Source organism: Alteromonas macleodii ATCC 27126, from assembly GCF_000172635.2.
Lineage (GTDB): Bacteria > Pseudomonadota > Gammaproteobacteria > Enterobacterales > Alteromonadaceae > Alteromonas > Alteromonas macleodii.
In genome coordinates, this window is sequence record NC_018632.1 from 415,917 (window position 1) to 434,832 (window position 18,916).

Here is an 18,916-nt window from a genome sequence, read left to right on the forward strand (position 1 = left end):
TTTGATAAAAAGCGCTCGCTCGAGGGTAATATCACACATACTGATTAAAATAATTGGTGACCTTAGGCCATAAATGCTGACATTTACGGGAGAAAAACTTCATGTGACCTATTTCTTTTACGTTGTAGGCCTGTGGATCTAGCTCCTCAACTTCTGCTTCCATATTGGGGAAAACGCTAATCATATCGTGAACGTTATGAATATTAGCAATATCGTCGTCATTGGCGAGCAGCCATTTAGAAGGTATCTGAATGGTGTCGTAGTGATGCTCGTTAACATCACTGCCAAAGCCTGTTTTTACGTAGCCTTTACCGTTACACCATTTTTGCCACTGACGGGCCACTTTTTTAGGTAGTGGCTCTCCCATGCCGACCCACTGAGATTTAGTATGGCCGAACAGTAAATTACTCACGGGAATGTAGAAATTCATGAAGAAATGGGCTTTTAGCAAATAGCTTTTACGCATGTTTCTCAGACTGCCCGAAGAGCTACCAAAATTACAAAAGGCAGTAAGGTCGTGCACATTATGCATCAAACCCAGCAGCTGACCACCTGCACTATGACCAACAAGAAAGTAGGGGACGTTAGGGAAATGAATTTTCAATGTCTCTAGCACCGCTGGCATATCTTGCTCGCCCCATGTTACCAACGACGCATCGCTTTCTTTAACGCTGCTTTTTACCGAACCGCCAATACCTCTGTTATCGAAGGTGATAACACCAAAGCCTTGTTCACATAAATAGGCGGCAAAAGCGCTGTAGAATTGCCGTTTTATACCCGTTGCAGGGCCAATCATAACTGCAGCTTTAGCGGGGGAATGTGGAGTAAAAAGTGAAGCTGCTAGATGAGTACCATCTTCACAGGTTACTTGAATATCCTTTGTCATCGTCTTGCTCACAAGGCATACCTTAGTTTTCGTTACGCTTCTGGTCATACCAGTAAAGCGCCGATTGTTAAGATTTGCAATAGTACGACTATTTCAATTTCTGATAATTCCACATGTTGAACGCAAGTCGCGATTTTCATGTTTTTATGCGCGTGCTTTTGCCGTCTTAACCCAATGCTCAATAGGAGCCGGTTTTCCAAATAAATATCCTTGGAAAATATTGAAACCCATGTCTTTAAGTACACGCAGCTGCGCCTGTGTTTCTACCCCTTCGGCAATGGTCTGCATGTCTAGACTCTTAGCGAGGTCTAGAGTCATCTTAACAATCTTGCGATGTCGTTCAGACGTTTCTACTCTTTCTACAAACTCTCTATCTACCTTTATAACGCTAGCAGACATATCAATAAGCTGGGAAAGTGATGCGTGACCAGTGCCGAAGTCGTCAATAATAATGGTTGCTCCCACATTGGCTAACGACGTTAAGCGTCGCTTAGTCTCGTAATGGCTGGCTAATACAGACGTCTCTGTTAGCTCTAATTTAAGGCGTTCTCCGAGCTCAGGGCTCTCTGAGAAGCGACGTAATAGCTTTTCATAAAAGAGGTCGCTAAGTAATTCTGGCCCCGATAAGTTGATCGCTAGGGGGACCTTGGGTAGGTTGCTAGGCCACTTGTCTAAAAGTGCCAAGGTGCCATCGATAATTTTTTGTGTGAACAGTACTTCCCATTTGTTTTCTTCCACCAAAGGCAGAAACTGAAATGGTTGAAGAACGGTACCAGACTTTGGCTCTTTCAATCTTGCCAGCACTTCGTAGCCCACCGTAACGCCATGGAGCGACACCTGAGGCTGCAAATACAAAGCAAGACACCCATTATCAAGAAGGGCCTTTACCTTATCTTTTTGTTGCGTATTTTCTCGAATAGTTTTCACCGTATTGATACTAAAGGAGATGTACGGCGCGAATTCATCGCTTTGGCTTAACGCTATTGCGCAGCACTCGGCGGCCGCATCTAAACTAATTTCACGACTGGCATGATAATGCCCCGCTCGCCATTTCAGCATATGTTCTACAGTGCCTCGCGCTGAGTTGATAACCATGCTGGTGGGCAATCGACGCTCAAGATAATGTTCTATACTTTGTGTTGAAAGATGTTTGCCGTTTACGGTAAATAAGAATTTAGCGCCAGGGAATTGATATACCGAGACATCATTTGTAAATTCGCTTTGTAAAAGTGACGCTACGCTTAAAAGCAGCTGATCACCTTGACTGTAACCGTATTGCAGGTTTACTTCTCTGAGGTTAGCCAGTTTCAGCAGGACAATATGTCGATTTAAAATACTCTCGCTCGACTCCGCTATTTTCCAAAAGTGATGGTTTTTCAGTCCCGTTAGTTCATTAAAATAGTGCTTCTCATACTGCTGCTTCTTGAATGCATCAAACTCCATCAAGCTTTTCTTATTGGCGGATATATCATGGCAGTGGATAAGTTGTTTTTTGTGATGCTCAAGGCTAGCAGGTTGAAGCTTAAATTCTCGTTCGGGTGTGTTAAAAATGGAAGCGTGTTGGTTTACACCCTTTGTAATGGGGTGAGATAAAGAGAAGAGATCTTGAATATATTCACTCTCTGGCCGGTACTTTTTGACTAGCGCTCTTGCAGCCTTGTTAGCCTGAATTATGCGCCCTTGTTCGTCACAAAAGAAAGACGGTGTACCACCATTGTTAAAAATTTCCTGATAACGGCTAACAAGTTTATTAAGCTTTTTGCTTTGTAATAAATTGTGCTCAGACTGTTTTTCTAATGACGACATGACCCGCAGTACAGCCATTGGAATGCAGAAATTGAAAAACAGGAAAATTAACGATGCTAAATACGTGTGGGTATCCGGCAATGTAATATCAATGCCGAACAAAGGAGATACTTGCGTATTGTTCAGCAGTAAATAATACGGAATGAGATTGAATAGCATGGTCGCAATGGATGCTTTCACCCCATACAAAACTCGAACAATAATAGGCAGCGTAAACAGCAAAAGTAAGCCATAACGCGCCGATTCTAAGTCTATTGTGAAGAAGAGTATGCACAGGGAAGCTCCAACTACCGCTAAAACTAAGCACGCAGAAGCGATCTTTATATGCTTCAAGCCTATCGAAAGTGTGGCGAAGAGAAAAGCAGTGAAGCCCAGCGTTAAGTACATAACATAATAAAGTTCCTGTACATACGCAGTATATGAAGAGTGCGCCACGATGGCCGAGGTAAGGACAACGCCAATGAGCAGAATAGTGCGCAGCACACTGAGGCGCCACACGTCAGCATCGGTGGTTCTTAGGTTATCTTCATCAACTAAAAGATAGTGTTTTAAAATTCTTATTGTTCGAGAAATCACTAGTAAACCGCTGACGTTTAAATAAGTTCAATACTAGAGTGTTGCAAATAATTCACCGGAGTGAATGGTTTAATATAACCCTTTGCTAATGTGAGTGGTAGCAATAAACATAGTCATAACACTAATATATTCAATATGATATAAAAAGGAGAGGGAAGTTTCCTTACTAATTAACAATAAGGAAACGTCTTAATTGATTGAGCTTAGTGCGCAGGGCCTTATACCGATAAAGTGAATACTTTAGAATTACGCTGGAAGTTATATAGCTCTTTCTTCACGGCAGGTAGCGCACTTATGTCAGCAGGTTCAAACCCTTGCTCTAAAAACCAGTGTGCGGTAACTGTGGTCAGTACAAAAATGCTGTTAATACCGGCTTCTTTAGCACGGGTGCGCACTTCATCTAAAATCCGTTCGCCACGGTTTTTGCCGCGATAGTCTTGGTGGGTCGCCACACAGGCTAGTTCGGCACAGCCGTCTTCAGGGTATAAATACAAGGCTGCACAGGCGATGATCATGCCGTCGCGCACGATGACAATAAACTGGTTAATTTCGTTCTCTAGACGCTCACGAGAACGCTTTACCAATACGCCGCTTTCTTCTAGCGGTTTTATCAGCTTTAAGATACCGCCCACATCTTCAATAGTGGCTGCACGCAGTTGTTCATAATGGTGCTCCATAACTAGTGAACCCGTTCCGTCGCGGGTGAACAATTCTTGAAGCAAGGCGCCGTCTTTTTCAAAACTGATGCAGTGGGCACGAGGCACACCTGCAGCAACGCTGGTGGTAAGGGCACTTAACACCGTATCTTCGGTGGTAATGTCGCCTGCCATGATAAGCTGTTCTAATTGAGGGCGTTCAATGGTGCGAAGTAAACGACCTTCGCGGTTGTATACACCATCAAAATTCGAAAATACGATCAGCTTGTCAGCTTTAAGGGCTATAGCCGCCTGCGTAGCTACATCTTCGTGAGACAAGTTAAACACTTCTCCCGTTGATGAATAGCCCATAGGCGATAGCAGCACAATTGAGCCATCGTTTAAGTGGTCGTTAATGCCGGTCGTATCAATACGACGCACTAAACCAGTGTTTCAAAATCAACGCCGCCTCGCACGCCCATTGGTTTGGCAACGACCAAGTTGCCCGAGCACACGCGTATTTGCGAGCCGTGCATAGGTGAGTTTGGTAGCCCCATAGTCAATAAGGCTTCTACCTGAGAGCGTACCGAGCCGGCGGCATCTTTAACGCACTCAAGGGTTTGTTTGTCGGTAATGCGTACACCGCTTTCAAAGCGACCTTCGATGTTGCGAAGGGCAACGCGCTGATCAATCTGTGGGCGGGCACCGTGCACTACGACCACGCGCACGCCTAAGCTGTTAAGTAGGGCAATGTCGTGAATAATATTAGGGAAATTAGGATGTTCGATGGCTTCGCCACCGAACATCAAAACGAAGGTCTTTCCCTGGTGAGCATTAATATAGGGCAGTGAACTGCGAAACAGTTTTATGCCGTCATGATGCGCTAATACCATCTAAGCAGTTCCTTGTCGCTACCCTTGCTTATCCAAGTCTTCCAGCTCTTGATACAGTGCTTTCGTCACGGTTTCTTTGCTGGTGCCGCCCAAGATATTGCGTTGATTCACGCCGTACTCTAGCTGTAGTACCGGGTATACGTCGTCTTCAATTTTATCGCAAATAGCCTGCATGTCGCTAAGTGGTAAATCTTCAATGGCACAGCCTTTGTCAATGGCCTGAAGCACAACGCGTCCTGCAATATCGTGGCCTGTTCTAAACGGTACACCTTTACCTACCAGATAATCGGCAAGTTCAGTGGCGTTAGAGAACCCTTGGGTTGCCGCAACACGACAGCGCTCTTCGTTTAACTGCAGTGAATCAAGCACTTCGCTGGCAATACATAAACAAATATGCCACTGATTAACCGTATCGATAGCCCCTTCTTTGTCTTCTTGCATGTCTTTGTTGTAGGCAAGAGGAAGGCCTTTCATGGTAACTAGCAGGGCCTGCAATGAGCCAAACACACGGCCACATTTGCCGCGCATTAATTCAAGCGCATCAGGGTTTTTCTTCTGCGGCATAAGCGATGAACCAGAGGTTACACTATCGCCAAGCTGTAAGAATCCTGCTTCGCCAGAGTTATAGAAAATCATGTCTTCGGCAAGACGTGACAAGTGCATCATGCTAGTGCTGGCTACAAATAAAAGCTCTAGCACAAAGTCTCTGTCCGACACAGCGTCTAGGCTGTTAAGGCATGGAGAATCAAAACCCAGTTCTTCAGCAATGGCGTGACGGTCTACAGGGAAAGTAGTACCTGCCAATGCGCCTGAACCTAAAGGGCACTGATTCATGCGTACTTTCAAGTCGTCTAAACGGCTTAAGTCACGCTTTAGCATTTCAACGTAAGCCAAGCACCAGTGTGCAAAGTGAATAGGCTGTGCACGCTGTAAGTGGGTGTAACCTGGGATTATCGCTTCTTGATGACGGCTAGCGGCATTAAGAAGCGACTTTATTACACCTAAAACATCAGCGCGAAGTGAGGCAATATGTTCACGTACCCACAAGCGAAAGTCGGTGGCAACCTGATCGTTTCGGCTACGCCCGGTATGAAGCTTACGACCAATGTCACCAAGCTTCTCTATAAGCGCTGCTTCAACAAAGCTGTGAATGTCTTCTTCGCTAGATGCGTTAAAGTCTAGTTCACCTGCATCAGCTTTCGCTTTTAACTCGCTCAATGCAGACTCAAGCTGGGCTTGTTCATCAACGGTCAATACGCCTGCTTTTTGCAGCGCACGCGACCAACTGATAGAGCCTTGAATATCTTGGCTTGCCATAACTTGGTCAAACGGCAGCGAGTCGTTAACCTGTTTAAACATACTACTTGCACCGGATTCAAACCGGCCACCCCACAACGCCATGTGATGCTCCTTAAATGCTGTTCTGACTTAAGCTTTACTATTGTAGGTAACGCTTATTGTTCACCTTGTTTTTTCAATGCTTCGATACGACTTGAAAGGCTGAACAGGCGGATAAAGCCTTCAGCGTGCTTCTGGTCGTAAACATCGTCTGCACCAAAGGTAGCAAAGTCTTCAGAGTAAAGGCTGTTCGGCGATTGACGCTGGGTAACCGTAGCTTGACCTTTGTATAGCTTAACCACGATATCGCCTGTTACTTTCTTCGCAAAAGACGCAGCACCAGCAAGCAGTGCATCGTTAAGGGCAGTGAACCAACGGCCGTCGTACATCACGTGTGAGAACTCAAGACCAATCTGCTCACGGTATTTAAGCGCAGCTTTATCTAGCACCATAGTTTCTAGGGCTTTATACGCTTTAAGCAGTACGGTGCCTCCTGGTGTTTCATAACAGCCGCGTGACTTCATACCTACAAGGCGGTTCTCAACAATGTCGATACGTCCAACACCATGCGCCGCAGCAACAGTATTAAGTTTAACTAGCGCTTGATACGGCGATAGTGCCTCACCATCAACATGAGTCAGTTTTCCTTCGTCAAAAGACAGGGTTACGCGCTCTGGAGTATCAGGTGCATCTTCAGGATCAACCGTCATGGTCCACACTTGCTTGGTAGGCTCTTGCCATGGATCTTCAAGCTCGCCACCTTCGTGTGAAATGTGCCATGCGTTTGCATCGCGGCTGTAAATTTTGGTTGCTGACGCCGTGGTTGGAATATTGCGCTCAGCTAGATAAGCCAATAAGTCTTCACGGCTTACCATGTCCCACTCACGCCATGGCGCGATTACCGTAAGATCTGGGGCTAGAGCAGCAAAGGTACTTTCAAAGCGGACCTGGTCGTTACCTTTACCCGTACAGCCGTGGCATAGTGCGTCGGCACCTACTTTGCGCGCAATCTCAACTTGCGCTTTGGCGATAACCGGACGTGCCATTGACGTACCCAGTAGATATTCACCTTCGTAAACCGCACCGGTAGTGATAGTTGGGAAGATATATTCGCTTACGAACTCTTCTTTCAAATCAACAATGTGGCATTCGCTTGCGCCAGATGCGATAGCTTTTTCATGAAGACCTTCTAGTTCTTCATCACCTTGACCCACATCTGCTGCAAACGCGACAACTTCACAGCCATAGTTTTCTTTAAGCCATGGAATGATGGCTGATGTATCAAGCCCGCCTGAATAGGCCAGCACGATTTTTTTAACGTTTTGCATCTAAATAATCCTTCTAAGCGTCTTTGTAGGCGTCTTTTTAAGCGTTAAGTAATTGAGTAAGAATGGCGTTTTGGCCATGCATTCTATTTTCGGCTTGCTGCATTAATAGCGATTTATCGCTATCAATCAACGAGCCCGTAATTTCTAAATCGCGATGGGCAGGTTGGCAGTGCATAACGTAGCTAGCACCGGTTGCTTCCATCAACGCTTCGTTTACCTGATAAGGCATGAACTTTTCTTTGATCACTTCAAGTGGCGTCTCGTCACCCATTGAAAGCCATGTATCTGCATAGATAACGTCTGCGCCGTTAGCAGCACTAAGCTCTGTGCTTTCAACAATCGATACACCCGTTTTCTCGGCAATCGCTTTGGCTTGCGCCACAATTTCAGGTGCCGCTTCGTGCCCCTCTGGCGTGACTACAACTTGGTTGCAACCCAGAAGCGCCCCAACAATTAACAGAGAATGGGTTACATTGTTGCCGTCGCCTACATAGGCCATGGTAAGACCTTCGGTTTTGCCGAAGCGTTCAAACATTGTGAGGTAGTCGGCAAGGCCTTGGCATGGATGATATTTATCACACAATGCGTTGATAACCGGCACGTTAGCCGCCTTAGAAAAGGTTTCTAGCGTATCGTGAGAAAATACGCGAGCAACAATGGCGTCAGCCCAGCACGCAAGGTTAGCGGCGGTGTCTACTGCGTCTTCACGGCCTGCTAATTTGCCCGACTGCACATCTAAATACACCATGTGGCCGCCAAGCTTGTTGATACCAATATCGAAGCTAACGCGGGTTCGCAAAGACGGCTTTTCAAACAGGGCAACAATTGACTTCCCCGCTAGCACGTTGCTGTAACTTGCTGGGGCTTGTTTAATTTCTACAGCCAATTGCAGCAAGTTTTTCATTGCGTCGGGTGTCCAGTCTGCAAAGGTTAGTAGGTCCTGTTTCATTGTACTTCTCCGGCATTGCCTTTTGTAAAGTCGGTGTGGGGTAAATCAGCGTTTTTTGACGGTGTATTTGTCAGTGCTGAGGGCAGTATTTGCGTGCCCGTTTTTTTATTTAAAATGTCGTTGATGTCGGCGGCCCAACTCGCGATATACACTGCGCGGCCTAAATTCTCCGCTGAGGCGAGTGCCGCATCCACTTTTACTTTCATCCCGTCGGTAATAACGCCTTCATCTGCGTACTTCGATATGCTTGCAGCGCTAAGTTCGCTAATTGGCAATTTGTCACCATCAAGCACACCGTCAACATTGGAAAGGAGTAAAAGTTCAGCGTTAAGAAGCTCGGCAATAACCGTTGCGGCTTGGTCGGCGTTTACATTTAGTAATCTGCCTTGTGGGCTTGAACCAATAGAACTGATAACCGGTAGTGTTGACTGGGCTAATACGCTTTTTAGAAATGATGCATCTGCTGTTGACGGTACGCCCACTGCGCCGTATTGGTCAGCTAGTGGCTCACACACCACCATATTGCCGTCTAACAACGACAAACCAACAGGGGTTAAGCCTGAAGCCAAAGCCGCTGCGCATAGCTGCTTATTGGCAGAGCCTGCGAGTGCTCCACAGATATAAGGCATATGTTCATCGGGCGTAACCCGAAGGCCATCTATTTTTGTGCTTTGAAGACCAAGACTCGCCATTAGCGTCTCCACTAATGGTCCGCCTCCGTGAACCACTGCAACGGGGCGTGTGGCCTGCACGTCTTTTACGCTTAGAAATAAACGTGTCATTGCGGCGGTGTCGTCGAGTAATGCACCGCCAACTTTAATTACAATTGGTGAAACACTCATAGTACTAACCCTGTCTCTACTGGTTGTTTCGTCATTATGTTAAGGCACTGTATTGCCTGAGAGGCAGCACCTTTCATTACGTTGTCGATTGCAGCGGTAATCACTGCGTATCCAGATGCTTCATCTAACTTCCAATGCAGATCAACAAATGGGGTATGAGCAACGTCATCAATTTTTGGAAAACTCTTGCGCAAACGCACAATGGGTTTATCAGCATAGGCGTCAGTGTACGCTTGTTCAAGTTGTGCGCTGGTGGTACCAGCTTTAACCTTAACGGTTACGGTCGCCAAAATTCCTCTTTTAAAATTACCTAAGTGCGGCGTAAAGATAACAGGGGTGCCCAAGTAAGCTTCAATCTCTGGGGTGTGACGATGGCCTAGCACACCGTATGCCTGCAGGCTAACTTCAAAAAAGCTTGTGGTTAGGCTGGCTTTCCTACCTGCACCCGATACGCCGGAAACAGCGTTAATTACAGGGCGTACGCTTTCATCTAGTAAATTGTTGTGAGCAAGAGGTTTAAGTGCACTAAGGCTCGCAGTGGGATAGCAACCCGGCACAGCGATAACGTCGGCAGAGGCAATTTGCGCTTCGTGCCACTCGGCAAGGCCGTAAACAGCTTGAGCCAAGCTTTGCTCTTGCGTATGTGGAAAGCCGTAGAACTGTTCGAAGACATTGGTGTCTTTTAGCCTGAATGCACCCGACAAATCGAGCACTTTGGCTTTGCCCGAAGATAGGACAGGCATCCAGTCGTGGCTCGCCTCGTGAGGAGTGGCAAGAAAGATAAAATCGACACCGTCAGCCATTTCTTTTAATGCCGCATCCGAAATAGGCGTCAGTGTGGCATTAACGTGAGCCAAGTTGCCGTGAAGCTCTGCAATATTTTTACTCGCATCGCTACTATTCTCAGATACGTAAGTCCCCGCTAATGCAAGTTTAGGGTGCTGAATAACTAACTGAACAAGTTGTGCCCCTGTGTAACCACTGGCACCAATAATCGAAACGCTGTACATAATCAAAAATTCAATAAAAGGAGAAAAAAAACACTTTTTACCTTTGTAAACTGGTTGGGCGTAAATCCTTGCCTAACCGCTACCACATTACAAAGGTAAAAAGTGTGCTACCGCAAAAGCATAGAAAGGCGCACGCATCGTCGTACGCTATGCATCGTGTAGCCAGCCAGGGGAGAGGTAAACTCTTTATCGTTGCCAGTGGTTGAACCAACAACGCGAGTTGGTTGTGTCATCATCAATTCCTATCAAGTCGCAACTCAAAATTATGAGTTGGATGCTTTAACCGTCGACTAGTGTATCTAATCTGAATGTTTATGCAATAAAAATGTATAAATATTTTATTGGGTGGTTGCGGCGACTACGCCACAAAAAATATAACTAATAATATATTTATAGTTGTGACAGTAAGTTGACAAGTTACGCAATAGAACTGAATATTTATACTCACTGTACGATATGGTTGAGTGGAAATGTTTACCAGTAATGCACGTCGTTCATCATTAATGCTTGATATGACTAGTTACAGTGTCTAACCATGCAAAGCTGGTAAATTGTTACCGTATGTCGACAGTGGCCGTGAGTATTGGTTGTTAGGATTAACTCGGAAAATAAAATGGGCAAACTTACCTTGGCGCTTGTTGCGCACGATCATAAAAAGCCTGAGCTACTTGCTTGGGTTAAGCAGCACATTGATGTGCTCAAACAGTGTAATTTAGTGGGAACAGGCACAACAGGCGGTTTAATTGCCAATGAAACGGGGCTAGAAGTTACGCGCTACAAAAGTGGCCCGCTTGGTGGCGACCAGCAGATAGGAGCACTCATCGCTGAGAACAAGCTAGATGCACTTTTCTTTTTCTGGGATCCGCTAAACCCAGCGCCTCACGACCCTGATGTTAAAGCGCTGCTACGACTGTGTTCGGTATGGAATGTGCCAGTCGCCTGCACACCCGCCACAGCTGACCTAGTAATAACGTCGCCGCTTTTTCTGTCACCCGACTACAAGCCAGTTAAACCGAATTTTTAAGATTGGTTAAATCAACGGCCTTGTAGTTTGGTGGGCAGAAGCTGGTCTTTAGGTTAATTGAAACCTCGTTGAACGAACTGGTAGGCAGCATCTGCTGCCTTGTTGGTTATTCCGGCGGTTATATCATCAGTCTGAATAGATGCGGTGGCATCACTCGCATGCGTTTGTGGCGCACCTGAAATGTTAGCACTTACCTTACTGTCGATGCTTGGATTGCTAAAAACTGACGCGAGTAAAGACTGCCCCATCGACCACATATTGTTTGAAATACTTTGACCTGTCACATTCTCTACGGTCAAATCGATAGCGTTATACATTAATCCGCCTATTCCGCCATATAAAAAACTTCCCGCCAAGCTTGCTGCCGCGGCCGTGTGATTTGACGTGGTTGCTTCATAAATATCCGAAACTATGGGTAGGTGATTTGCAATGTTTAACGCATCAAATCCGTCTTTAAGATCAAGCCCATCGTCTCCGAAAGCGCCGGAATACAAATTATCGAAGAGTGTTGGAGTCGTATCACTTTGATTATTGGCGGCCGTGTTGCTATCACCATTTCCCAGAACGCTAGTAGTAGCATTTACGGACGTATCATTGTTGGTAACTAGCGATTGAAATACATTGTTTTGCAATGCATTTAACAGCGTGCCTTGCATGGTGGCAATTGCATCATCCGATAAAACCCCATTGACGCTACTCGTACCAGAAAGCAAAGATAATGCGCCTTGAACATCGCTGGCTGTGCCGGTAAGTATATTAGATTGTGTTGAGAGATTAGCTTCGCCTGATATTTTGCTGTCGATTGCATCAGCTTCATTCGGTTGATTCTCTATTGCGAGTAACGATGCGAACAAAGACGGCAAAGACTGGCCGCTGGTTGCCGCTTCATTGGCTACTTCTGTTGAATTTGACGATTTATTTTCAATGTCAGCAGTATGTAAACCAAATTTTGAAAGTAGTGCGCTGACGCCATTTTCAGCAGTGTTAGTTGTTGTGTTTTCTAAGGCCATAACATCCCCTTACCCGCAGGCATATATTTGATTTGTAAAGGTTTTGCAAATAAGTCAAGTGAGCGAGATTTCTTTTAATTTGTTCGTTTACACTTGCTCCTGTTAGGTCATGGATGGCACTTAATTTACACACTGCATAAAAACTAATACTGAGCAATGTCATGAAAGTTCGATGCCATATACACACACTAATCGCAATCTTTACACTTGGTGGTTGTGCCCAAACACTCACTGACGAAGAACAGGTTGTTCAAAGTAGCCCTACCAACCCAAATGTGTCGCAACGAGCTGTAAAGCCTGTTGAGGAAGAGCCGTCGCCTGGCGATCCCCGTTACTCACCCCCTAGGATGGAGCCAACGTCGACCTTGCATGTACCCACGGGGTCGCTATTTAATCCTGAGCACTCTGTAGGGCTTTATGAACGCCACGCAAGCTTCAAAGTGGGTGATATGATTCTAGTTAAGCTTGAAGAACAGACGCAGTCGGAGAAGTCGCTCGATTTTAATACAGATAAAAACACATCCTTTGATTTGTCTCCCGTCACACTAAAAGTGGGGGGAATTCGAATTGACGAAGATGACGTTGAGGTGGAGCACGAACAGGACAGTGAGTTCGCCAGCTCTGCTAAAACTAAGCAGTCAAATTCGATGAGTGGCAGCATTACCGTGTATGTTACGGGAATAACGCCGGCAGGGAATTTACTGGTAACGGGTGAAAAGTGGATAACGATGAACAGAGGAAAAGAATACATTCGCTTTTCAGGAGAGGTCAGAAAAAAAGATGTGGATGAAAGTAATACCGTATTGTCTTCAAAAGTCGGCAACGCGTTAATTGAGTATAGCGGTACGGGTGAGCTGCAAGATAATCAGCAGCGAACGGTGATTGGCAAGCTGTTTTCAATATTTGGATAAGCGCGATGAAAGGCACTATTTTGCCAAGCTTACGCATCAGTCTTACTGCTTTGCTGGTACTACTTCCTTCTTTGGTTACTCAGCACGCATGGGCTCAATGGGTACAGGGTGAAGCTACAATGGCACTCGCTGGCGCAGAACTTAGCGACGTGAGAACCAGCGCCATACAAAATGCTATTGCTGATGCGGCTTTTCGCAGTGGCAGTACCATTTCCGCGCAGGATATCACGGTAGACGGGCTACTCCTTTCCAGCAAAGCCGAAATTCGTTCTCAGGGCAGAGTTCAAAGAGTAGAGATCATAAGCGAAACACTCAAAGAAGACGCGCTTACAGTGGTGGTGAATGTAAACATTACGCCTCTGTTCAATTGCACTAACAACGGACTAGCCCATCGTATTTTAGTGACAGAATTTCCTTTAACATCACCCCAACAGGCCGCTACTGGCATGCTCTATTCATTTGGCAGCCACGTGTCTCAACGATTTGCTCAGCAACTCAACGGTCTTTATCAAAGTGGAGATGTAAGCCAGATTCCTGTTTCTCTTATTAACGCTAACACCTGGTTAACCTCCAGTTTGTCAGACATTGATTTAACGGCTATGTCGACCTTTCTGCGAAGTGAATATGGGCAGCAGTTTGTGGTATTCGGGTTTGTAAAGGACATTTCTCTTTTCGAACAGGTGTCGCAGGCTACCTCGGTATTTGAAACTGATGGTGTTGCGCTTCGCCGGAATTTTACCGTTCAGGTTTACGTGCTCGACACTTTCAAAGCCAAGGTGATTTTTAATGATAGCTATCACAGCGAGGCCGATTGGCCCTTTTCTCAACATTATTCGGTGGATATGAGCAACAGCTTGTTGTGGCGCAGTGATTTTGGCCGCATGGTCCTCAATACGGTACACGCTGCTATTACTGACATTCACTCGGCACTTCAGTGCGAAACGACTTATGCGCAGGTCATTGATATCTCGCCTGACTACATTGCTATAGATCTGGGTAAAAATAGTGGGTTAGCCGTGGGCGATGAGTTTTCATTGGTTAAGCAACGGGCGCTGCCTGCATTGGGCTTATCAAGAAAGCCGGGACTGTTTTCAACGAAGACTTTGACTTTGCAGGTGTTCGAAGTTTCTGATGACGTCAGTTTACTCAAAGCGGAGCCAGGTAGTGATAGCGTACATATTGGTGATTTTGTCACGCCGTTAACTCTCTCGGCGAAACGTAGGCTAAAAGAAAGTCAGCAGGTTGGAAGCCAGCCATAAAAAAGGCTGGCCAAGGCCAGCACTTTTTACGGTGGGTTAGGGTGTTACTGAATACTAAGAACGCAGTAAGTCACGTAGCTTTCGACCTTCTTCGCGCTGCGCTTTTAACTCAGCTTGCTGTTCAGGCGTTAGTACTGCAAACATGGCCTGGCGCTGTTTGGCCTTTTCAACACCAGCACTGACAAGGTCGTCTTTGTACTGGGCAACAAGAGCGTTCCAAGAGTCTTGTGAGAAAGACGAGCTTCTAATCAGATCGCGCTGGGCATCCTTAAAGCTTCGCAACGTTTCTCTATTGGCTTTGGATGTACCCTTGAATGATTCACGAAGTTCAGCAAGATTTGCCAGCTGATCATCGGTCAGGTCAATGCCTTTAAACGGCGTGCCATTCCGCTGGTGATCTCTGTCGCCTCTTTCACCTTTACCGTGACCACGGAATTTTTTGCCTTTGCCTTCATCATCCATACGTTTTGCAAATTGTGACTTTTGCTCGTCAGACGCGTTGCGTCGCTTATCGCCTTTCGCCGCTCTTTTTTGATCTCTACTTTCTTCGCGTGCCAAGACTTTCGCTCGCTGCTCTTCACTTAGCACGTTAAAAATATTGTGGCGTAGTTGCGCAAGCGCAAAGTGTTTCGACTCACGCTCTTCAAGTTGAGTTTGTATAAAGGTGCTGATTTGTGCCTCAGAAGCAGTTTCAAAATCGAAACTTGGCTTCTCACTATCGTGATTTTCAGGTCGAGGGTTAGCGTCTTTAAATGCGCTTATGAGTGTTTTTATCTCTTCGCGTTGTGAGTCACTTAAGCTTAAACCGCGAAGGTGTTTAACAATTTCTTTAACCGGTTCGTGGTGACGCATACCAGGGCCTGCTGGCTGAGCCAACGCAAGTCCACCTAAGCTAATCGCCGCTACAGTTGCACTAGCAATTAATAACTTTTTCATTGTCGTCTCCTTTTTGTTCGGACACGTTAATCCTAGCGTGATAAATACAAAAAGCAGTCAACACACTGTAAAGCTTCTGTAAAGGTGATGCCGTTTTGTAATTGTAAAGGTCTGAAAAGATATAGTATGCGTTTGTCAGTGTTTTTCGTTTAATTTAGACAAGACTCACCACAAGCGTAGGTTGAAGTTTATAAAAATTACAGGCACTTTCATGAATCAAAGGTCAGCAGTTCCAACCGTTAAAGAGTTTAATACCATGAGTTCAGATTTTCATTTGCAGTCTATCCTTGTTATTGATGATGACCTTGAGCTAACTGAAATGCTCTCCACGTACCTGTCGAGTATGGGATATCAAGTGCAAGTGCGTAACGACGGCGAAGAAGGGTTATCTGAAGCTGTATCTGGACGACATTACGATCTTATTTTATTGGATGTGATGATGCCAAAGATGGATGGCTTCGATGTGTTGAAAAAACTTCGTGTCAGCCATAGCACGCCTGTACTTATGTTGACAGCAAGAGGCGATGATTACGACCGCATTTTAGGTCTGGAAATGGGCGCCGATGATTATTTACCGAAACCGTTTAACCATCGTGAGCTGGTGGCGCGAATAAAAGCGATTGTGCGTCGTCATAATCTTTCCTCAACGGGAGGAGCGGTGGAACAAGATTTATTTGTGAATGGCATCTTTTTAAGCCCAAGCAGCCAGCTCGCTAAAGTAGACGATGTGGAATTAACGCTAACCACAACTGAGTTTTTAATTTTGCGCTTACTAATGCTAAATGCCGCTCAGCGGGTAACGAAAGAAGAAATAAGCTTAAAGATACTCGGCAAGCCACTGCAAGCTTTTGACAGAAGCATTGATATGCATGTTAGCAATCTGCGAAAGAAAATCAGTGCAGTAGCCGTAGATGAAAAAATAAAAACCATCCGCGGAGTAGGGTACATGTTAATTGTTGGAAGCCATTAATGGTAAAACTGTTACGCAGCATCAGCCCAACGCGGGCCATCATGGGCCGCTTGTTTCTGTGGTTTTGGGCAACGTTCATTGTTACATCGCTTTTGGCCATTTGGGGAAGTCGCCTCTTTTTTGAAGACCTTCAAGTTGTGCAAATAAAGCCTCGCGAAGTAGAAGATTTAAATCAAGCCATTGAGCGGATGCAGCGTGGGCGCTTTCAGGACCTACCGTTACATGAGACGCTAGATCGCAATTCACGTGGCGTGAGAGGTCGACTGGTTGCGGTAGATATTCGCGACAACCGCCTTATTTCAGGTGGAGGCCCTCCGCTTCGTGACAACGATAAAGAAGATTTACTGCGTTTGGTAAATCAAACCTCCCCGATTGCAGTAAAGCGCGGCGCATTCAAAATTCTCGGCCCGGTTTTCTTCGAGCGAGACAATTCACGCTTTGCGCTTTTTGCGGTAAAGCTAGATATGCCCGAAAAGCAAACTCCTCCGGTTCTACTGTTTTTGGCGATTGCACTTATTACTACCACGCTTTTGAGCTGGCTATTTGCTAAAACGCTGACCAACCCTATTTTGCACATTCAGGGTTCAGCAAAACGTTTAGCAAGCGGCGACTGGCAAACGCGGGTGGGCAAGGCTGCCAAGCGTCAGGATGAGTTAGGTCAGCTGGCGCGCGATTTCAATAAAATGGCTGAACAGCTCGAATCAATGTGGGGCGCACAAAAGCGATTATTGGCCGATGTGTCTCACGAACTTCGTTCACCCCTAGCGCGACTGCAAATGGCGCTAGGTCTTGCCCATCAGCAAAATGTAGACCCTGCCACGTTATCTCGTGTTGAGCGGGAGGCTGATCGTATGGAAGCGCTGGTAAGCCAATTACTTACTCTTAGTCGTGCTGAAGCTGGCGAAGCCAACATGCAAAAACACGCTTTGTCTTTAGTACTCAACGATGTGCTTACCGACGCTAACTTTGAAGTGGCAAACAAAAACAAGCAGTTAAAAATTGACGATATACCCAAAAAGACGGTAGTCATTGACAGCATGATGTTTTGTCGCGCTGTCGAGAATGTTCTTCGCAATGCCATACGTCATAGCAAACTCGTCACGCATATTGCGTTTAGCGAAGATGCGCAGCATTGGTGTATTCACATTACAGATGACGGCGACGGGTTAACCATTGAGGAATGTGAGCGTATATTTTCACCGTTTTACAGAGCAACTCTTGCCAGAGAGCGCGAGTCAGGAGGCGTAGGCTTGGGCTTATCCATTGCAAAAGCGGCAGTTGAGTTGCATCATGGACGCATAATCGCTGAACCTGCTGAGCGCGGTGGGCTACGAGTTACTATGTCATTTCCGAAGTTATGATTGGAAACGTTGATAGCACTCCGTAGCCTAACAAAGAGCGCAATTTGACTGTAATAGGGTATTTATGAACTGGACGTTCACGTCTGAAAATAACTTAGCCAGCACTTTTGCCACGTATATCAATCCCTTCTGGCAAAACAGTGTTACTCAGGGCCACTTCTCTGGGAAAGACAATATCAAGGTACGCTTTGCGCACTGTATCCCAGAATCGCCGCGAGCTACCATTGTAATATGCTCTGGTCGAATCGAATCTTATTTAAAGTACAAAGAGTTCATTTACGATCTCTATCAAAATGGTTTCGCCGTATTCATCTTAGATCACAGAGGCCAAGGTTTGTCAGACAGGATGACCCGTGACCCTCAGCATGGTTATGTTGCCGATTTTGACGACTACGTTGATGACTTCGTTATGTTCGTAGAAACTATTGTAAAGCCACTGCAGCAAGGCCCGTTACAGCTGGTATGCCATTCGATGGGGGGCGCCATTGGTGCACTCACGCTGCTGCGTCTTCCGAATTTGTTTTCAAAAGCCGTTTTAGCTTCACCCATGTTTGGCATTAAACCCGCTCTGCCCAATTGGTTGGCGAATGGCTTAATTCGCACAGGCCTTGCGGTAAACAGGATGAAAAAGAAAGATGCGGGGTACTTTTTTGGTCAAACCCCGTATATCGCGTTTCCTTTTTCACTTAATAAGCTCACCCACAGCAAAACCCGCTATGCCCTGTTTCGTGAGCTGTATGACGAAGAACAGGATATTCAGCTTGGTGGCGTGACTACAGAGTGGTTGGCAGCGGCACATCAGGCTATGAACAAAATTGAAAGTAGCGCACGCGCTATTACAACGCCCTCGCTTATATTAAGTGCAGACGATGACGCGATTATTGATAATAACCGTCAGCGCCGCGTGGCTCAGCTTATGCCAAATGCAAAACTGGAAATAGTGCCCCGCGCTTACCATGAGCTATTCACCGAGTCTGACGACATTCGCGAGCGCTCTGTGGCGCGTATTCTCGACTTTTTGACAGAAGACTCGTCTACATAAGTGCAGCCAAAGCTAACATTTAGTTAGGTAATCATACTTAAGAGCAGCGCTTTCTATTTCACAGGTAATAAAAGTGTGTGCAAGGGTGATGAAGAATGGCGTTTCGGTATAAAATAAACGAGTTGTTAACTGTGAAGGTA

At 45.9% G+C, this 18,916-nt stretch carries 15 protein-coding genes and 1 pseudogene; 6 read left to right on the top strand and 10 right to left on the bottom strand.

Going from position 1 to position 18,916, the window contains the following annotated elements; all coding sequences use genetic code 11:
• Positions 1-31: 31 nt before the first annotated feature.
• The 8 genes and pseudogenes from MASE_RS01780 to argC all read right to left on the bottom strand — a co-directional run bounded on the left by MASE_RS01780 (position 32) and on the right by argC (position 10,263).
• Positions 32-886 (bottom strand): alpha/beta hydrolase family protein, encoded by an 855-nt coding sequence (locus MASE_RS01780; protein WP_014948047.1) that lies wholly within the window; start codon positions 884-886, stop codon positions 32-34.
• Between the two features lie 144 nt (positions 887-1,030).
• Positions 1,031-3,268 (bottom strand): bifunctional diguanylate cyclase/phosphodiesterase, encoded by a 2,238-nt coding sequence (locus MASE_RS01785; RefSeq protein ID WP_014948048.1) that lies wholly within the window; start codon positions 3,266-3,268, stop codon positions 1,031-1,033.
• 218 nt (positions 3,269-3,486) lie between these two features.
• Positions 3,487-4,796, bottom strand: a pseudogene (gene argA / locus MASE_RS01790) (amino-acid N-acetyltransferase).
• A gap of 18 nt (positions 4,797-4,814) precedes the next feature.
• Positions 4,815-6,197, bottom strand: a complete 1,383-nt coding sequence (argH, locus tag MASE_RS01795) for an argininosuccinate lyase (protein WP_014948049.1) — start codon at positions 6,195-6,197, stop codon at positions 4,815-4,817.
• A 53-nt stretch (positions 6,198-6,250) separates the two neighbouring features.
• Positions 6,251-7,462, bottom strand: a complete 1,212-nt coding sequence (locus tag MASE_RS01800) for an argininosuccinate synthase (protein ID WP_014948050.1) — start codon at positions 7,460-7,462, stop codon at positions 6,251-6,253.
• 37 nt (positions 7,463-7,499) lie between these two features.
• Positions 7,500-8,411 carry an ornithine carbamoyltransferase gene (locus MASE_RS01805; RefSeq protein WP_014948051.1) on the bottom strand — a complete coding sequence of 304 codons (912 nt, stop codon included), beginning with the start codon at positions 8,409-8,411 and terminating at the stop codon, positions 7,500-7,502.
• Positions 8,408-9,253 (bottom strand): acetylglutamate kinase, encoded by an 846-nt coding sequence (gene argB, locus MASE_RS01810; protein WP_014948052.1) that lies wholly within the window; start codon positions 9,251-9,253, stop codon positions 8,408-8,410. The genes MASE_RS01805 and argB overlap by 4 nt, the downstream gene beginning before the upstream one ends.
• Positions 9,250-10,263: an N-acetyl-gamma-glutamyl-phosphate reductase gene (gene argC, locus MASE_RS01815; protein WP_014948053.1), complete on the bottom strand. Its 1,014-nt coding sequence runs from the start codon at positions 10,261-10,263 to the stop codon at positions 9,250-9,252. The genes argB and argC overlap by 4 nt, the downstream gene beginning before the upstream one ends.
• Positions 10,264-10,876: 613 nt before the next feature.
• On the opposite strand from argC, the gene MASE_RS01820 reads away from it, so the two are divergent.
• Positions 10,877-11,287 carry a methylglyoxal synthase gene (locus tag MASE_RS01820; protein ID WP_014948054.1) on the top strand — a complete coding sequence of 137 codons (411 nt, stop codon included), beginning with the start codon at positions 10,877-10,879 and terminating at the stop codon, positions 11,285-11,287.
• Positions 11,288-11,340: 53 nt separating this feature from the next.
• Here the strand turns inward: MASE_RS01820 and MASE_RS01825 are convergent, their stop codons facing one another.
• Positions 11,341-12,297: a hypothetical protein gene (locus tag MASE_RS01825; protein WP_014948055.1), complete on the bottom strand. Its 957-nt coding sequence runs from the start codon at positions 12,295-12,297 to the stop codon at positions 11,341-11,343.
• A gap of 161 nt (positions 12,298-12,458) precedes the next feature.
• Between MASE_RS01825 and MASE_RS01830 the strand changes: the two genes are divergently transcribed.
• Complete coding sequence (locus MASE_RS01830) at positions 12,459-13,208, top strand: flagellar basal body L-ring protein FlgH (protein ID WP_014948056.1); 750 nt, start codon at positions 12,459-12,461, stop codon at positions 13,206-13,208.
• Between the two features lie 5 nt (positions 13,209-13,213).
• A complete protein-coding gene (locus MASE_RS01835) occupies positions 13,214-14,467 on the top strand; it encodes a flagellar assembly protein T N-terminal domain-containing protein (RefSeq protein ID WP_014948057.1) in 1,254 nt (417 codons plus the stop codon).
• 54 nt (positions 14,468-14,521) lie between these two features.
• Here MASE_RS01835 and MASE_RS01840 read toward each other — a convergent pair whose 3' ends face one another.
• Positions 14,522-15,403, bottom strand: coding sequence for a Spy/CpxP family protein refolding chaperone (locus tag MASE_RS01840; protein ID WP_014948058.1), 882 nt, complete (start codon positions 15,401-15,403; stop codon positions 14,522-14,524).
• 256 nt (positions 15,404-15,659) lie between these two features.
• On the opposite strand from MASE_RS01840, the gene MASE_RS01845 reads away from it, so the two are divergent.
• The 3 genes from MASE_RS01845 (at position 15,660) to MASE_RS01855 (ending at position 18,776) form a co-directional block, all read left to right on the top strand.
• A complete protein-coding gene (locus MASE_RS01845; RefSeq protein WP_039225152.1) occupies positions 15,660-16,373 on the top strand; it encodes a response regulator transcription factor in 714 nt (237 codons plus the stop codon).
• A complete protein-coding gene (locus MASE_RS01850) occupies positions 16,373-17,734 on the top strand; it encodes an ATP-binding protein (protein WP_014948060.1) in 1,362 nt (453 codons plus the stop codon). Before MASE_RS01845 ends, MASE_RS01850 begins: the two co-directional genes overlap by 1 nt.
• A 64-nt stretch (positions 17,735-17,798) precedes the next feature.
• On the top strand, positions 17,799-18,776 hold the full coding sequence (locus tag MASE_RS01855; protein ID WP_014948061.1) for an alpha/beta fold hydrolase: 978 nt from the start codon (positions 17,799-17,801) through the stop codon (positions 18,774-18,776).
• Positions 18,777-18,916 lie beyond the last annotated feature (140 nt).